This window comes from Streptomyces sp. NPDC050732 (assembly GCF_040654255.1).
Taxonomy (GTDB): domain Bacteria; phylum Actinomycetota; class Actinomycetes; order Streptomycetales; family Streptomycetaceae; genus Streptomyces.
Window position 1 is genome coordinate 13891 of the sequence record NZ_JBFAHP010000012.1, and the last position, 16838, is coordinate 30728.

Genomic DNA, 16838 nt, shown 5'->3' on the forward strand with positions numbered 1-16838 from the left:
CCGCCGCTTGAGCAGCCCGAAGGGGTGCGGACCCCGGCGGTATGTTCGTGCCTCCACGACCCATCCACGGGAGTGACCAGGCAATGCCAACCATCAGCAAGCTCAGCGAACTGAGCGGCGAGTACGTCCTCGACACCGCCCGCACCCGGCTCGGCTTCGTCGCCCGGCACTCGGTCGGACCCCAGGTCCGCGGGCACTTCGAGGAGTTCGAGGGCAGTGCGCAGCTCGACGGCGACGATCCCTCGAAGTCCGGCATCCACCTCACGATCCAGGCGAAGAGCCTCCAGAGCCACAACAAGTTCCGCGACGACCCGGTACGCGCGAAGTTCCTGGACGCGGCGAACCACCCCGTCATCACCTTCGCCTCGACCGCGGTGGAGCAGGTCGACGGGACCACCTTCGAGGTGACCGGCGACCTGACGCTGCGCGGCACGACCAAGCCGCTCACCCTGACCGTCGAGACGACCGGCGGCGAGAACGACGCGCGGGGCGAGCTGCGCGTCGGCTTCAAGGGCAGCGTCCTGATCAACCGCAAGGACTGGGGCGCGACCGCGAACGCCGCGGACGTGCTGTTCGTCAGCCCGAAGGTGACGGTCGAGTTCGAGATCTCGGCACTCCGCCGCCCCTGACGGCCCACAACACACCGAAAGCCCAGCCGGAGACCTCTCCGAGCTGGGCTTTCCCTGTAGACCGTGTGGGACTCGAACCCACAACCAATGGATTAAAAGTCCACTGCTCTGCCAATTGAGCTAACGGTCCTCGTCGGTGCACCCCCGAGCATAGCGGGACGGGGCCCGCCAGCCGATCGGGTATCGCCGTCGAGGACCGGCGCGGTTACGGAACAAGAGGTTCCGTAACCTGCGGAAGCCTCCCGCGGAAGCTTCCGCAGGAGCTCCTGCGGCACGTCAACTCGACACGCGCAGCCTCGCCACCTCCTGCTCGCCGAGCACGCCCGCGTAGGCGTGCACGTCGTCCACGGCCCCGTGCAGGTACTCGCCCCGGCCGTCCGCCGTCGCGGCCCGGCCGACCTGGAGCCCGCCCGTGGCCTTCCACGCGTGGTGGAACGGCGCACGGGCCAGCACCGTGCCGTCGACGTACAGCAGCACCTCGTCGGCCCCGTCGTCGTACACCACAGCCAGGTGCTGCGCGTCACCCGGCGAGGCCCAGTCGTTCTCCGCCTTGAGCGTCGTCGTCTCCGCTCCCGCCCGGTCCTCGTGAGCCAGGGCCAGCTCCCATATCTGCCGCTGCGGCGTGTACCGCAGCGTGGCGAGGTCGTTGTGCTCGCCCGGCAGGGAAAGGACCGTCATCGTCCGGTCCGCGGCGGCCGGGTCGATCCGCACATGTGCGGCCAGCGAGAAACTGTCGCCGGTGTCCACGACCGGGGCGCCGGTCGCGGCGAAGTCACCGTCGCCGTCGAGGAGCAGCTCCCCCTCGCCCACCATCGCCGGGTTCCCAGGACCGCACGCCGGGTCCAGCGGGTCGCACGTCTGGTCGTCGCGGCGGATCTTCGCGTCCCCGCCCAACCGCAACGGCTGCCCGCCGTCCTCCTCGGGGCTCGCTCCCCCGGGCGCCTGGTCGAGCCGCCAGTGCCCCGCACGCACGGCCGCGCGCTCCGCGAGCTGCGCCGCTTCCGCCGGGACGACGACCCGGTTCCACGCGCGTACGTCGGCGATCCGGCCGGCCCAGTTCCCGCCCTGCCCGGACTCGCCCAGGGCCCGGCCGATCTGCGCGTCACCGGTTCCGCGGGGTGCCGGAGCGTTCTCCGCCTTGTCGACGAGGCGGCCGTTCACATACAGCCGGGCCGTCTTCTCCGCCGGGTCGTACACACCCGTCAGCTGCGCCCACTCCCCGCTCTCCGGAGTGCCGCCCTTCGCCCGTACGACAGCGCCTTCCGGCCCGCCCAGCGCGAAGGACCAAGCCCCGTCGCCGTCGGTCCCCAGCCGGTAGGCCGCCGCTCCGTCCCCGTCCTGGCTCACCGCGGCCATGCCCCGGCCCACCTCGTCCGGCCGTACCCAGGCGCTCACCGCGAAGGCCCCGCCGGTGTCCACGGCGGGGGCGCCCGGCGACAGATACGCGTCGGCCGAACCGTCCAGCCGCGCCGCCGACCCCACTGCCGTACGAGCCGGCCCTTCGGCGCCGAAGGTGACACCGGAACCCGCCCTGGCGGGCTTGCCGCCCGATTCGGCAGCGCCTTCGGAAGACCCCGCCGGGTCGGCGAGCTTCCAGTGGGCGGCCGGTGCGCTGCCCTTCTTCACGCGGAACCGGTAGCTCGTCGGCGCGCTCCTGTTCCCGGCACGGTCCTGCGCCTGGACGCTGACCGTCATCGGGCCTTCCCGCTCCGGCAGCCAGCTGAATTCGGCAGGCCCGCCCGGCCGTTCGGGCTCGACGGTCTTCGGCGTCCCCCCGATGAAGCTGTAGACGTAGGCCACGGTGTCGTCGGAGTCCGAGTCGACCGTGAACGTGCCGCGCACGCCGACCCCGTCGTGCCACACGTCGTCGTTCGGATACTGCGGCGACGCCACCGAAGGCTTCGCGGGCGCCTCGTTGTCGTACACGAACTCGCAGCCGCCAGGGGCCCCCTCAGCGCTCCACGGCCCCCACGCCGTACCGTCGAAGGCCCGCACCCGCCAGCTCACCTCGGTGAGCGCCGGCAGATCTTCGGGAACGGTCCAGCTGAACGACGAGCCACTCCTCTTGGACGTCGTCGACGCGGAGCGCACCTGCCGCTCCCCGTCCCCGCCCTGCCAGGACACCTCGAACTCCGCGGAGACCGGCTGCGCGTCCGGATCGCGGAGCACCGCTCTCAGCTGCGGCCGGGTACGGACATAGGGTCTCTCGGCGCCGGCGGCGCACTCCTTGTCACCGGTCTTCAGATCCGCCCGCGCCGGTTGCTCCGGCGCCCGGTTCTCCGCCGCCCCGGCCGCCCACGGTGTGGCGACGACGGCTGACGAGGCGAGTGCGGCAGCGACTGCGCAGCGCACGAAGGCATGACGAACCACGGGGTCCCCTCCCAGTCGGCCCGGCTCCCCACCGGACCACCATTTCCAACGTGCCCGAAGGTAACAGCGAGTACTGACATCGGTACGCGCTTTATGGCGGGGCGGTGCGGACACGCCGAAGGGCCCGCCCGACGCGTACGTCGGGCGGGCCCTTCGGTCAGAGTGATCTGGCTACAGATCCTGGCTGGAGATCAGCCGTTGCGCTTCCAGCGCGGCTTGTCGTCGCGGCGGCCGAACGAACCCGTGCCGGAGCCGGTGCGGTCGTCGCGGCGGTTGTACGACGGGCGGTCGTGGCCGCCGGGGCGGAAGCCGCCCGAGCCGCCGGAGGGGCGGTCGTCGCGACGGTCGCGGTTGAACGGACGGTCGCTGCCGCGGTGGCCGCCGGAGGGGCGGTCGTCGCGGCGGAAGCCGCCACCACGGTTGTCGTCACGACGGTCACGGTTGAAGCCGCCACCGCGGTTGTCGTCACGACGGTCGCGGTTGAAGCCACCACCGCGGTTGTCGTCACGGCGCTCGAACGAACGGCCGCCACGGTCGCCGCCGGACGGACGGTCGTCGCGACGGAAGCCGCCACCACGGTTGTCGTCACGACGGTCACGGTTGAAGCCACCGCCACGGTTGTCGTCACGGCGCTCGAACGAACGGCCGCCACGGTCGCCGCCGGACGGACGGTCGTCACGGCGGAAGCCGCCACCACGGTTGTCGTCACGACGGTCACGGTTGAAGCCGCCACCGCGGTTGTCGTCGCGGCGGTCGCGGTTGAAGCCACCGCCACGGTTGTCGCGGCGCTCGTAGTTGCCGCGCTCGTCACGCTGCGGGCGGCGGTTCTCGTAAGAGGAGGAACGCTCCTCGCGGACCGGGCGCTCGGAGCGCTCGGCGACCGGCTGCTCGGGGACCGACACGGCGGCCTCCACGACCGCCTCGGCGGCGGCAGCGGCCTCGGCGATCGCGGTCTCCGGGTCCTCGCCGCGCTCACGGGCGGCACGCGCGGTGAGGCGGTCGGCCTCCTCGCGCAGCTCGGCGGCGCGGCGCGTGGCGCGCTCCAGCTCCTTGGTGAGCTCCTTGACCTCGCGCTCGGCCTGGGTCGCGGCGTTGCCCGCGGAGTCGGCCTGCACCTCGGTCATCGAGCGGGCGCCGGTGATCTCGGCGACCTCCGGGTCGAAGGTGCCGCCGCCGTTGATGATGTGGCGCGTGGCGTCGACGCCCGCGTCCTCCATCAGGCGGAAGATCTGGCGGCGCTGGTGCGGGAGGGAGAGCGAGACGACCGTGCCGCTGCGGCCGGCTCGGGCCGTACGGCCCGAGCGGTGCAGGTAGTCCTTGTGGTCGCCGGCCGGGTCCACGTTCAGGACCAGGTCGATGCCGTCGACGTGGATGCCGCGGGCGGCGACGTCGGTGGCGACAAGGGCGTTGACGTAGCCCTTCTTGAAGTCCTCCAGGACGCGCGTCCGAGCGCCCTGCGTCATGCCGCCGTGCAGCGCGTCGGCCTTCACGCCGGAGTCGCAGAGCTGCTCGGCGATGCGGTCGGCGCCCAGCTGGGTGCGGACGAAGATGATCGTGCGGCCCTTGCGCGCGGCGATGGCGGCCGTGACGGGCGCCTTGTCGCGGGGCTTCACGATGAGGATGTGGTGCGTCATGGTCGTGACGTTGCCCTGGGCGCTGTCGACCTCGTGCGTCACCGGGTTGGTCAGGTAGCGCTTGACCAGCGTGGAGATCTCGTTCTCCATCGTGGCCGAGAACAGCATGCGCTGGCCGCCGGACGGCACCTGGTCGAGCAGCTCGGTGACCTCGGGCAGGAAGCCCAGGTCGGACATCTGGTCGGCCTCGTCGAGCACCGCGATCTGGGTGTTCTCCAGCGAGCAGGCGCCGCGGCTGATGATGTCGCGCAGGCGGCCCGGGGTGGCGACGAGGATGTCGACGCCGCGCTCCAGGGCGTAGATCTGGTTGCCCATCGACGTGCCGCCGCAGACGACCTTCATCTTCAGGCCGAGGACGTCGCCGTAGGGCTGGAGGGCGTCCGCGACCTGCATCGCGAGCTCGCGGGTCGGGGTGAGGATGACGCCGCGGGGCTTCTTCTTCTCGGTGCGGCCGCCCTCGGCGAGGGTCGCCAGCATCGGCAGGCCGAAGGAGAGGGTCTTGCCGGAGCCGGTACGGCCGCGGCCCAGGATGTCCTTGCCGGCCAGGGCGTCCGGGATGGTCGCGGCCTGGATCGGGAAGGGCGTGGTGACGCCGTTCTGCGCGAGCTTGCGGACGATGCCCTCGGGCAGACCGAGGTCCGCGAAGGTCATCTCGGGCTCGGCGTCAGCGTCGGCGTCGGCGTCGGCGTCGACAGCCGCCTCGGAGACGTCGGAGGCGTCAGAGGCCTGGGGGGCCTCGGAGGTGACCTCGGTGAGGTCCTGAGCCTCGGCGGACTCGACGATCTCGGCGGCGGCCACTACGGCCGCGTCGTTCTCGACGATCTCGTTCTCGGGCAGGACGGCGTGGTCAGAACTGAAAATGGACATGCGAAATGCGAAACCTTCCGGAGTCTCGGCACGCGCCCGTCAACTCCGTGATTTCGCAATGGACCGCCTCGATGCGGTCAGCCACGGCAAGGGAGAGTACGCGCCACGCGGCGCTCTTCTGTGTCGGCGCCGGGCAAATGGGATCAAACGATCTACCACCATACGCACCCCCCACCCCATATGGCAAACCGCCCCCGCGAAACCCCCTCTCACCTGCGCATTCTTCAGTGAGGGCCTGCCTGGGGCGACGGCTCGCGCTCCGGGATCTCCGCGTTCCGCCGCTGGAGCTGGGCCCCCTGCCCCGACCCCTCCGAGGACGACGGCTCCGGAGTGGTCGGATCCGGCGTCGGGGTGGGGGTGGGCTTCGGCGGATCCGGTGTCGCGCTGGTCCGCGTCGGGACCGGCTTCGGCCGGGTCGTGGTCGGCTGCCCCGGCCTGCCCGGCTTCGGCGGCTTCTCGGAGGCCGCCGCCGATGAGGACTCCGAGGGCTTCGCGTCCCCCGCCGCCCCGGCCCGGTCCGCACGCGAGGACCCGCCCTTGCCCTTCTTCTTGCCCTTGTGCCGCCCGCGGCCCGGCCCGTGCTCGTCCCCGGACGCCGCGTCACCGCTCTGCGTCACGGGGTCGCCGCCGGGCGCGGCCGCCCCGCTGCGCTGCCCCGCGGAACGGTCGGGCGCCGGAGCGTTTCCGTCGTCACCGATGCTCATGCAGCCCGCGGTCGCCGCTACGGCCACCGCGACCGCGGCCCAACGGACGGGAACGTACAACTGGCGCACGGCCGAGCACCTCCTGAGGCGCGAGAGCCTGTGTCGTCACCCCGGTCGGATCAGTGGGCGTCGTCCGGTGCGTGCCAGGCGGCGACCACCCGGCCGGGGTTATGACACAGGCTCTGGGAATCGAGACGCCCTGCCCAACTCCCGCGGCACGCAAGAGGACACGGACCCCGACCCCGGTCCGCCCGGCCCCGCACATCAGGGCGGCGCCCTCGCTCACCCGTACCCGAGCGCGTGCAGCCGGGCGTCGTCGATGCCGAAGTGGTGGGCCACCTCGTGCACCACGGTGATCTCCGTCTCGGCGACCACCTCCTCGCGCGACCCGCACATCCGGAGCGTCGGCCCCCGGTAGATCGTGATGCGGTCCGGCAGCACCCCGGCGTACCACTCGCCGCGATCGGTCAGCGGAGTCCCCTCGTACAGCCCGAGCAGCTCGGGGTCGTCGGACGGCGGCTCGTCCTCGACGAACACGGCCACGTTGTCCATCAGGCGTGTCAACTCCGGTGGAATCCGGTCGAGAGCCTCGCCGACCAGTTCCTCGAACTCCTCGCGCGTCATCTCCAGCACACCCCCATTGTCGGCCACGCCGTCCGCCCCGTCCCGGCATACCCGTACCCGCACTTGGGCATACGGGACCAATGGCACGCGGCTTCACAGTCGTTCTCCAGGGCGTACGACGGGCGGGCGGCGCCCTCGTGGGCCACTACCGCGCTCACCGCACCCACCCCACGACCGAGCTGATCAGCCCCCCGCACCCCTACGCCCGCGCCCTGGGCCTGATCACGGTCGTCGTCCTGGGCGCCTGGCTCGGCCTGCTCATCGTCGGCAGCGTGCGCGCGCCCGTCGGCCCGATGGACACCCGCATGACGCTCCGCCCGTCCGTCTCCGGCGGCACGAAGATCAACGTCTCGCCGCTCGGCGCCCTGGAGCTCCGCTCCCACGTGGCACCCATCCGCCTGGACGTCGACGTGGACCGCCTCGACCCGGTGCGCGCCCAGGCCCTGGTCGACCACCCCGAACGGCTCTCCGGCCTCCAGGAGGAGGTCACGGACGACGTCGGCCACGGCACGCTCGACCTCGCCGTACGCTCCTGCGTCGCCGTCGTCTCGGGCGCCACGGCCCTCGGCCTCGCCGTCTACCGCCGCCCGCGCCGCGCCCTCGCCGCGGGCGGTCTCGCCCTCGCCCTGCTCGCCGCGTCGGGGGCGGCCGCGTACGCCACCTGGAACCCGAAGTCCGTCCTGGAGCCGAAATTTTCAGGACTGCTCAGCAGCGCCCCCTCCGTCGTCGGCAACGCCCGCAGCATCGTCAGCGAATTCGACGTGTACCAGCAGGAGTTGGCACGCCTGGTCACCAACGTGACGAAGCTCTACGACGTGACGTCCACGCTTCCCGCGTACCAGCCGGACCCCACCACCATGCGGGTCCTGCACGTCTCGGACATCCACCTGAACCCGGCGAGCTGGAAGATCATTTCTTCCCTCGTCACCCAGTACGACATCGACGTCATCGTCGACTCGGGCGACACCATGGACCACGGCTCGGCCACTGAGAACGGCTTCCTCGACCCGATCGAGGACCTCGGCGCGCCCTACGTGTGGGTACGCGGCAACCACGACTCGCTCACCACCCAGCGCTACCTGGAGCGCTTCAAGAACGTCCACGTCCTCGACGAGGGCAGGGCCGCGACCGTCGCCGGCCTGCGCTTCGCCGGCATCGGCGACCCGCAGTACACGCCCGACCGCTCGGAGAAGGCCGAGGGCGACTCCGTGGAGCACATGGCGGGCATACGTCTCGCCTCCGCCCTGCGCGCCGAGCGGGCGGCCGGCACGCCGGTCGACGTGGCCGTCGCGCACAACCCGACGGCGGCGCGCGAGACGGACGGCGAGGTTCCGCTGGTCCTCGCGGGCCATGTCCACCACCAGGAGATGGAGGTCATGGACGGGGGGACGCGGCTGCGCATCGAGGGGTCGACGGGCGGCAGCGGGCTGCGCGCGGTCGAGGGCAAGTACCCCGACCCGGTCGAGGCGTCCGTCCTCTACCTGGACCGTACGACCAAGCGGCTGCAGGCCTGGGACGAGATCAAACTGGGCGGGCTCGGCCTCACGAAGGCCGAGGTCAGCCGCCACCTGCCCAAGGAGAACCGGCCCGGCGCACCCTCCTCGCCGGCCTCCCCGAGCCCCTCCGGCTAAACCGTTTTGGCGATAGCTCCCCGCATCCCATATGCTTCTCACGTCCCCGACGCGCTGCAAAGCGCCCAGGCGGGCCCTTAGCCCTCATCGTCTAGTGGCCCAGGACGCCGCCCTTTCAAGGCGGTAGCACGGGTTCGAATCCCGTTGGGGGCACGCAACACCTTGTGCGAGACTGGTGCTCGCACAAAGCTTGGTCCTGTGGAGCAGTTTGGAGTGCTCGCCACCCTGTCAAGGTGGAGGCCGCGGGTTCAAATCCCGTCAGGACCGCTTGCGATTCCACGCGGATCGCGTGGCTGGGTAGCTCAGTTGGTACGAGCGATCGCCTGAAAAGCGATAGGTCGCCGGTTCGATCCCGGCCCCAGCCACCTCTTCCAGAAGCCCCGCCCTTCCCGGCGGGGCTTCTGCCGTTTCCCCCCTCGCGCTCTCCCCCTCCCCCGGCTCCAAACAGGCCCGCCGCTCCGCGGCGGATGTATCCCACCCACCCACCCGTTCGCCCCGCACCGTCCAGCGGGAGTAGGGGCGGGTGGGTGGGGGGTGCCCTGCGGCGGCCTGCGGGAGTAGGGGCAGGTGGGCGGGGGGCCCTGCGGCGGCCTGCGGGAGTAAGGGCAGGTGGGTGGGGGGTGCCCTGTGACGGCCCGCGGGAGTGGGGGCGGGTGGTGGGAGTCCCCCACTGGGCCGCAGGCGCACGCGCTCGCGAGGGGACGTGGGGGTATGTGCGAACGGAGCACCGAGCCGGCTGTGGCGCCTTTGGACTTGAGGCGTGGCGCAGGGATGGCGAGTACGCACATACCCCCGCGGCCCCGCCCCACAGACGAAGCAAAGGCGCAGACCCCCGCCCCCAGACGGGCGTAAGGCTGAAGCGCTACCCCGCATGAGCGGGAGAAGACGCGCGGCCGCCCGGGTGGCGATGGCGCCAGACCCAGAAGACCGCGCTGGAGAGCAGCGCCCAGCCCCCCAGCACCAAGAACGGAAACGCGTGCTGGTGACCGCCGAAGTACACCGCCGTGTGCTGCGCGTTGACCGACGCCCCCGGCGGCAGCCACTGCCCGATGTGTCCGAGGACGGACGGAAGCAGCGGCCAGGACACCGCACCGCCCGACGACGGATTGCCGAGGAGCACCATCAGGCCCCACGTCGGCAGCATCGCCCACCGCCCGAACATCGTGTTGAACATCGAGAAGACCATCCCCGACGCGAACATCGTCAGCGCCAGGATCAGCCAGGACTCCACGAAGGGCAGCCGTACCGCCCCCAGCCACCAGTCCACGACCGCCGCGATGACGAACGCGCCCAGCAGGGCGTACAGCACCGTGAACCCGATCCGCTCCGCCGGATTCAGCCCGCGCGCGTGCACGCTCAGCTGAATGGCCCCCACGAAGCCGATGATCACGGCCGCCAGCGAGATGTAGAAGATGGCGAGCCCTCGCGGGTCGCCTTCCTGCAGCGGCTTGATGTCCTTCACCGCCACCGGCACACCGACCTTCTCGCCCACCTTGGGCGCGGTCTCCGCGAGCACCTGCGCGACGGACGCCCCGGACGCCCCGGACACGTCCAGCGTCACCTTGTCCCCGCCCCCGCTCCCGTCCCCGCCCCCGTCCCCGCCGCCGCGGGCCACGTCGAGGACCGCGAAGACCTTCTGTTCCTCCACGTCCCGCAGCGCCGCCGCCCGGCTGTCGTACCGGCGCACCTCCAGCGACGCGTTCAGCGCCTTCTCCATGCCGTCGAGGAACGCCTTGCCCCGCTTCGAGTCCGGCGCGTCGACCACCGCGGTGGGGATGTGGTGCGGGGTCGGGTTCGCCATGGAGTACGTGTACGAACCGGCGAAGAGCCCGGCTGCGGCCGCCAGGATGAAGACCAGCACGATCGCAGGCAGGAAGGGCGACTTCTTGAACGCGTCCCACCGCTCACTTCGGCTGGGAACACGCCCATGCGCTCCATGCGCGCCGTGCGCGCCCTGCTGAGGCTGCTCCCGCTGCTCCCGCTGCTCAGGCTCGTGATCAGGCATACGAACACGCTAAACCAAACACCCCATAAGCAGCCTTCTCACTCAGCAGGTGAAGCAGGCGGCGAATCCGGCGAAACGGACTCCCGGTCTCGCGTGTCACGCCTCCGCCACCCCCGCACCCCGAGCACCACACCCACCACCACGACCACACCGACCAGCAGCACCACGTCCGGCACCGCACGGCCGACCCCGCCCGCCCACTGCTCCACGGCGAACGAGTCGTCCACGTCCAGCAGACCGGGCAGCGCGGTCGTCCCGTCGTAGGCGAGGAACAGCGCCCCGAGCGCGACGAAGAACAGCCCCGACAGCAGCGACGTCGTGTGCAGCTCGAATCGCCCGATGCGGAACGTCCGGCCCCGCAGCCACCTGCGCCGCCCCAGGTCGAACCGCTCCCAGAGCAGCGCGAGCAGGAAGAGCGGCACGGCCATCCCCAGCGCGTACACGGCGAGCAGCAGCCCTCCGTAGACCGGGCTTCCGCTCACCGCCGCCACCGTCAGGACGCTGCCGAGGATCGGCCCCGCGCAGAACCCTGCGAGCCCGTACACCGCCCCCAGCGCGTACACGGAGAAGGCGGTGGTGGGCCGGATGCGGCCCGACAGCTCGGCCATCCTCCGCGAGGCGAACCCCATGCCGAGGATCTGCAGCACGCCGAGGCCGACGATCAGCCATCCGGCGGCGAGCACGAGCTGGTCGCGGTGGCCGAAGAAGAACCGTCCGGCGTAGGAGCCGGCCGCGCCGAGCGGCACGAGGGTCGTCGCGAGTCCGGCGTAGAAGATGCCGGTCCGCGCGACGAGGCGCGAGGCGGAGTCGATCGAGTAGGCGAAGAAGGCGGGCAGCAGGAGCGCGCTGCACGGGCTCACCAGGGCGAGCAGTCCGCCCAGGAACGCGGCGAAGTACCCGACGTCGGCGGTCACTCGGAGCCGCCCTTGCCCGCGTCGGCCTTGCCCTCGCCCTTCCCCTCGCCCGCCGGAGCCTTGCCCTTCGCCTGCCTGGCCGCCGCCTCGATCGCCTGGTCGAAGACCTGGTCCGGCTGGGCGCCCGAGACGGGCCGCCCGTTGATCAGGAAGGACGGCGTCGAGGCGGCGCCGAGGCCGTACGCCTCCTCCTGGTCCTTCTTCACCGCGGCCTCGGCGGCGTCGCTGTCCAGGTCCTTCACGAACCGGCCGACGTCCTTGACCCCGGCCTCCTTCGCCAGCTCCGTCAGCCGTCCCTCGCCGAAGCCCTTCTCCTTGGCGCCCTCGGCGTACGCGGCCTCGTGGAACTGCCAGAAGCGGCCCTGCCGCCCCGCCGCCCACGCGCCGCGCGCGGCCCGCTCGGAGTCCTCGCCGAAGATCGGGAAGTTGCGCCATTCGATGCGCAGGGTGCCCTCGTCGACGTACTTCTTCACGAGGCCGGGCTCGGTGTCGCGGGCGAACTTGCCGCAGAAGCCGCACTTGAAGTCGGCGTACTCGACCATCACGACGGGCGCGTCCGCGCGCCCCCGCGCGAGCGGATCCTTCGCGTCGCGCCGGGCGAGCTTCTCCAGCTCGGGGTAGACGCCGGCCTCCTGCTCCGCGGAGGGCGCGGCACCCGCGGCCGCCTCCTTCACGGTGCCGCCACCGGAGTCCGGCTTGGTCGCGGTGTACGAGGCGACGCCGAGCAGCACCGCTGCGACGGCGACACCCGCGCCGATGGCGATGTTGCGGCTCTTCTTGTTGTCGCTGTTGTCGTTGTTGACGTTCTTGGGCATGGCTGTGCTCTCTCGTGTCCTGCGTACGTCTCGTACGTCTCGTACGTCTCGTACGTCTCGTACGTCTCGTACGTCTCGTACGTGTTGTGTGTCGTGCGTCGTTGTAGGGCCCCTGCGTCAGGGGCCTCCTACACGCGCAGGACCGAGAGATCTATCGGTGAGGGCGGGGTGAGCGCGGGCGGCGCGCGGCCCGGTGTCTCCAGGAGCACGGCCTGGTCGGCGCCCCACGAGCCGGACCCCGCGCGGGCGTCGTACAGCGCGGGCAGCAGTTCGTACGCCGCTCCGGGGCGCTGCGGGGTGCCCGGTGCCTGGTCGGCGTCCCGGTCGGCGCCCTTGCCGCAGCCGGGCGGGCCCTGCGTGTCGGCGGCGACGGCCGCCACGGCACCCGCGGGCTCGGCCACCGGCTGCTGCGCGGCGGACGCGGGCCCGCAGAACATGCCGAGGCCGAGCACGACGAGGAAGACCACCGCGAGGGGGCTCCAGGGCGCGCGCGTACGGGTCGGCATGCCCGGAATCGTACGTGCCGGGCGGTGCCCCACCGGAAATCGGTTCGCCACCGCCGAGTCGCGGGTGAGATCCTTGACGGCGTATGTCTACGCAGCCCGCCCTCACCCTCGACGCCCTCGCCTCCCGCCTCTCCGAGCTCTCGCTGCGCGACGAGCACCGGATCGGCAGGCGGCTGGAGGGTGCGCGCCGGATCCGCAAGCCCGAGGCCCGTGCCGCCGTCCTCGCCGAGATTGCGGCGGATGTCGACAAGGGCGCGGCGCGGATGGCCGAGCGGGGCAGCCGGCTGCCCACGATCACGTATCCGCAAGAGCTGCCGGTCAGCCAGAAGAAGGACGACATCGCCGAGGCGATCCGCGACCACCAGGTCGTGATCGTCGCGGGTGAGACCGGCTCGGGCAAGACCACTCAGATCCCCAAGATCTGCATGGAGCTCGGCCGGGGCGTGCGCGGCATGATCGGGCACACGCAGCCGCGCCGCATCGCGGCCCGCACGGTGGCGGAGCGTGTCGCCGACGAGCTGGACACGCCGCTCGGCGAGGCCGTCGGCTGGAAGGTCCGCTTCACCGACCAGGTCGGCGCGGACACGTTCGTGAAGCTGATGACGGACGGCATCCTGCTGGCCGAGATCCAGACGGACCGCGAGCTGCGCGCGTACGACACGATCATCATCGACGAGGCGCACGAGCGGTCGCTCAACATCGACTTCCTGCTGGGGTATCTCGCCCAGCTGCTGCCGAAGCGCCCGGACCTGAAGGTCGTCATCACCTCGGCGACGATCGACCCCGAGCGGTTCTCGCGGCACTTCGGGGACGCCCCGATCGTGGAGGTCTCCGGCCGCACGTATCCCGTCGAGGTCCGTTACCGCCCCCTCCTCGAAGAGGAGGGGGACGACTCCGACCGCGACCAGATCACCGCGATCACGGACGCCGTGGAGGAGCTGCAGGCGGAGGGGAAGGGCGACATTCTCGTCTTCCTCTCCGGAGAGCGCGAGATCCGCGACACGGCGGACGCGCTGAACAAGAAGAACTACCGGTTCACGGAAGTGCTGCCGCTGTACGCCCGGCTGTCGCACGCCGAGCAGCACCGCGTGTTCCAGCAGCACACGGGAAGACGCATCGTCCTCGCGACGAACGTCGCCGAGACCTCCCTGACGGTCCCCGGCATCAAGTACGTGATCGACCCGGGCATGGCCCGCATCTCCCGCTACAGCCACCGCACGAAGGTGCAGCGGCTGCCCATCGAGGCGATCAGCCAGGCCAGCGCCAACCAGCGCAAGGGCCGCTGCGGCCGTACGTCGGACGGCATCTGCATCCGCCTCTACAGCGAGGACGACTTCCTCTCCCGCCCCGAGTTCACGGACGCGGAGATCCTCCGGACGAACCTCGCCTCGGTCATCCTGCAGATGACGGCGGCCGGCCTCGGCGACATCGAGAAGTTCCCCTTCATCGACCCGCCGGACCACCGCAACATCCGCGACGGCGTCCAGCTCCTCCAGGAGCTGGGTGCGCTGGACCCCGCCCAGAAGGACCCGAAGAAGCGGCTCACCCCGCAGGGGCGCAAGCTCAGCCAGCTGCCCGTCGACCCGCGCCTGGCCCGGATGGTCCTGGAGGCCGATAAGAACGGCTGCGTGCGCGAGGTCATGGTGATCGCGGCCGCGCTCTCCATCCAGGACCCGCGCGAGCGCCCGGCCGACAAGCAGACGCAGGCCGACCAGCAGCACGCCCGCTTCAAGGACGAGACGAGCGACTTCCTCGCCTTCCTCAACCTGTGGCGGTACGTCCGCGAGCAGCAGAAGACGCTCGGCTCATCGGCCTTCCGCCGTATGTGCAAGCGGGAGTACCTGAACTACCTCCGCATCCGCGAATGGCAGGACATCTATTCGCAGTTGCGTACGGTCGCGAAGCAGATGGGCATCAGCCTCAACGAGGACGACGCCCCCGAGCAGCACGTCCACATCTCGCTCCTGTCCGGCCTGCTCTCCCACATCGGGATGAAGGACGTGAAGGAGTCGAAGGAGAGCGGCAGGTCCGCCAAGGACGGCGACCCCAAGCAGCGCGGCGGGCGCAACGAATACATCGGCGCGCGCAACGCGAAGTTCGCGGTCTTCCCGGGTTCGGCGCTCTTCAAGAAGCCCCCGCGCTTCATCATGTCGGCCGAGCTGGTCGAGACCTCCCGGCTGTGGGCGCGGGTCAACGCGAGGATCGAGCCGGAGTGGGTCGAGCCGCTCGCCCAGCACCTCCTGAAGCGGACGTACAGCGAACCGCACTGGGAGAAGGACCAGGCCGCGGTCATGGCGATCGAGAAGGTCACGCTCTACGGCGTCCCGATCGTCACCGACCGCAAGGTGAACTACGGCCGCATCGACCCCGAGGTCTCCCGCGACCTGTTCATCCGCAACGCGCTGGTGGAGGGCGACTGGCGCACGCACCACAAGTTCTTCGCCGCCAACCGCAAGCTCCTCACCGAGGTGGAGGAGCTGGAGCACCGCGCGCGGCGCCGCGACATCCTCGTCGACGACGAGACGCTCTTCGACTTCTACGACCAGCGGGTGCCCGCGGACGTCGTGTCCGGGGCGCACTTCGACTCCTGGTGGAAGAAGAAGCAGCGGGAAGAGCCCGAACTGCTCGACTTCGAGCGGTCGATGCTGATCAACGAGAAGGCGGGGGACGTCTCCAAGGAGGACTACCCCGACTCGTGGCGTCAGGGGCAGCTGAAGTTCAGGGTGACGTACCAGTTCGAGCCGGGCGCGGACGCGGACGGCGTGACCGTCCACATCCCGCTCCAGGTCCTGAACCAGGTCACGGACGAGGGCTTCGACTGGCAGATTCCGGGGCTGCGCGAGGACGTGGTCGTCGAGCTGATCCGCTCCCTGCCGAAGCCGATCCGCCGGAACTACGTCCCCGCGCCGAACTTCGCGAAGGCGTTCCTGGAGCGTGCCGTGCCGTTGCAGGAGCCGCTGCACGTCACGCTGGCGCGCGAGCTCCAGCGGATGGTCGGCGTGCCGGTCACGCCGGACGCCTTCGACCTGACGCGGGTCCCCGACCACTTGAAGATCACGTTCCGCATCGTCGACGAGCGGCGCAAGAAGCTCGCCGAGGACAAGGACCTCGAAGCGCTGAAGCTGCGGCTGAAGCCGAAGGCCCGCAAGGCGCTCTCGCAGGCCGCCGCGGCGACGGCGGAGCGCACGGGCGGCTCCGCGGTGGAGCGCACGGGCCTGACGGACTGGAGCATCGGCACCCTCCAGCGCGTCTTCGAGACGCGCCGCGCCGGCCAGCCGGTGAAGGCGTATCCGGCGCTCGTCGACGACGGTGACACCGTTTCCGTACGCCTCTTCGACACCGAGGCGGAGCAGCAGCAGGCCATGTGGCGCGGCACCCGGCGCCTCATCCTGCGCAACATCCCGGTGAATCCGGCCAAGTTCGCCTCCGACAAGCTGACGAACCAGCAGAAACTCGCCCTGTCCGCCAATCCGCACGGCTCCATGCAGGCCCTCTTCGACGACTGCGCGACGGCCGCCGCGGACAAGCTGATGGCGGACTTCGGCGGGCCCGTCTGGGACGAGGAGTCGTACCGCAAGCTCTTCGACAAGGTGCGCGCGGAGATCGTCGACACGACCGTGCGCGCGGTCGGCCAGGTCCAGCAGGTCCTCGCCGCCTGGCAGGCCTGTGAGCGCCGCCTGAAGTCGACGAAGAGCCCGGCGCTCCTCCCCAACCTCGCGGACGTGCGGGAGCAGCTGAACTCCCTCATCAAGCCGGGCTTCGTGACGGAGACGGGGCTGCGCCGGCTGCCGGACCTGATGCGCTACATGGTGGCGGCGGACCGGCGCCTCCAGCAGATGCCGACCAACGTCCAGCGGGACACCTCGCGCATGGAGAAGGTCCGCGAGATGCGCGACGAATACCTGTGGCTGCTCGAACAGCTGCCGCAGGGCAGGCCCGTGCCGCAGGAGGCCCTGGACATCCGCTGGATGATCGAGGAGCTCCGCGTCAGCTACTTCGCGCACGCGCTGGGCACGGCGTACCCCGTCTCGGACAAGCGGATCGTGAAGGCGATCGACGCGCTGGCCCCGTGATCACCCGGGTACGCAGGGTGAGTTCGACCGCCGGGCCAGCACTGCTGTAGAGTCCTGTCTCGCAGC

The 16838-nt window shown here is 71.0% G+C and carries 11 protein-coding genes and 4 tRNA genes; 6 read left to right on the forward strand and 9 right to left on the reverse strand.

Going from position 1 to position 16838, the window contains the following annotated elements; all coding sequences use genetic code 11:
* Window positions 1-83: 83 nt before the first annotated feature.
* Window positions 84-629, forward strand: coding sequence for a YceI family protein (locus AB0H82_RS13050; protein ID WP_362991913.1), 546 nt, complete (start codon window positions 84-86; stop codon window positions 627-629).
* A 57-nt stretch (window positions 630-686) separates the two neighbouring features.
* On the opposite strand, the gene AB0H82_RS13055 is transcribed toward AB0H82_RS13050, so the two are convergent.
* The 5 genes from AB0H82_RS13055 to AB0H82_RS13075 all read right to left on the reverse strand — a co-directional run bounded on the left by AB0H82_RS13055 (window position 687) and on the right by AB0H82_RS13075 (window position 6837).
* A tRNA-Lys gene (locus tag AB0H82_RS13055) sits at window positions 687-759 on the reverse strand.
* A 146-nt stretch (window positions 760-905) separates the two neighbouring features.
* Window positions 906-2999 (reverse strand): LamG domain-containing protein, encoded by a 2094-nt coding sequence (locus tag AB0H82_RS13060; protein WP_362991915.1) that lies wholly within the window; start codon window positions 2997-2999, stop codon window positions 906-908.
* 191 nt (window positions 3000-3190) lie between these two features.
* Window positions 3191-5500 (reverse strand): DEAD/DEAH box helicase, encoded by a 2310-nt coding sequence (locus AB0H82_RS13065; protein ID WP_362991917.1) that lies wholly within the window; start codon window positions 5498-5500, stop codon window positions 3191-3193.
* Window positions 5501-5724: 224 nt separating this feature from the next.
* Window positions 5725-6273: a hypothetical protein gene (locus tag AB0H82_RS13070; protein ID WP_362991919.1), complete on the reverse strand. Its 549-nt coding sequence runs from the start codon at window positions 6271-6273 to the stop codon at window positions 5725-5727.
* Between the two features lie 213 nt (window positions 6274-6486).
* On the reverse strand, window positions 6487-6837 hold the full coding sequence (locus tag AB0H82_RS13075; protein WP_362991921.1) for a metallopeptidase family protein: 351 nt from the start codon (window positions 6835-6837) through the stop codon (window positions 6487-6489).
* 71 nt (window positions 6838-6908) lie between these two features.
* Between AB0H82_RS13075 and AB0H82_RS13080 the strand changes: the two genes are divergently transcribed.
* The 4 genes from AB0H82_RS13080 (at window position 6909) to AB0H82_RS13095 (ending at window position 8824) form a co-directional block, all read left to right on the forward strand.
* On the forward strand, window positions 6909-8459 hold the full coding sequence (locus AB0H82_RS13080; RefSeq protein ID WP_362991923.1) for a metallophosphoesterase: 1551 nt from the start codon (window positions 6909-6911) through the stop codon (window positions 8457-8459).
* An 80-nt stretch (window positions 8460-8539) separates the two neighbouring features.
* Window positions 8540-8612, forward strand: a tRNA-Glu gene (locus AB0H82_RS13085).
* A gap of 39 nt (window positions 8613-8651) precedes the next feature.
* Window positions 8652-8726: transfer RNA gene (locus AB0H82_RS13090), tRNA-Asp, on the forward strand.
* Window positions 8727-8750: 24 nt separating this feature from the next.
* A tRNA-Phe gene (locus AB0H82_RS13095) sits at window positions 8751-8824 on the forward strand.
* Window positions 8825-9321: 497 nt separating this feature from the next.
* Here AB0H82_RS13095 and AB0H82_RS13100 read toward each other — a convergent pair.
* The 4 genes from AB0H82_RS13100 to AB0H82_RS13115 form a co-directional block, all read right to left on the reverse strand.
* Window positions 9322-10464, reverse strand: coding sequence for an ABC transporter permease (locus tag AB0H82_RS13100; protein WP_362991925.1), 1143 nt, complete (start codon window positions 10462-10464; stop codon window positions 9322-9324).
* Window positions 10465-10502: 38 nt separating this feature from the next.
* A complete protein-coding gene (locus AB0H82_RS13105) occupies window positions 10503-11378 on the reverse strand; it encodes a cytochrome c biogenesis CcdA family protein (protein WP_362991927.1) in 876 nt (291 codons plus the stop codon).
* Window positions 11375-12193, reverse strand: coding sequence for a DsbA family protein (locus AB0H82_RS13110; RefSeq protein WP_362991928.1), 819 nt, complete (start codon window positions 12191-12193; stop codon window positions 11375-11377). The genes AB0H82_RS13105 and AB0H82_RS13110 overlap by 4 nt, the downstream gene beginning before the upstream one ends.
* A gap of 128 nt (window positions 12194-12321) precedes the next feature.
* Window positions 12322-12699 (reverse strand): hypothetical protein, encoded by a 378-nt coding sequence (locus tag AB0H82_RS13115; RefSeq protein ID WP_362991930.1) that lies wholly within the window; start codon window positions 12697-12699, stop codon window positions 12322-12324.
* 83 nt (window positions 12700-12782) lie between these two features.
* Here AB0H82_RS13115 and hrpA point away from each other — a divergent pair, with 83 nt between their 5' ends.
* Window positions 12783-16772, forward strand: coding sequence for an ATP-dependent RNA helicase HrpA (gene hrpA / locus AB0H82_RS13120; protein WP_362991932.1), 3990 nt, complete (start codon window positions 12783-12785; stop codon window positions 16770-16772).
* Window positions 16773-16838: the final 66 nt, after the last annotated feature.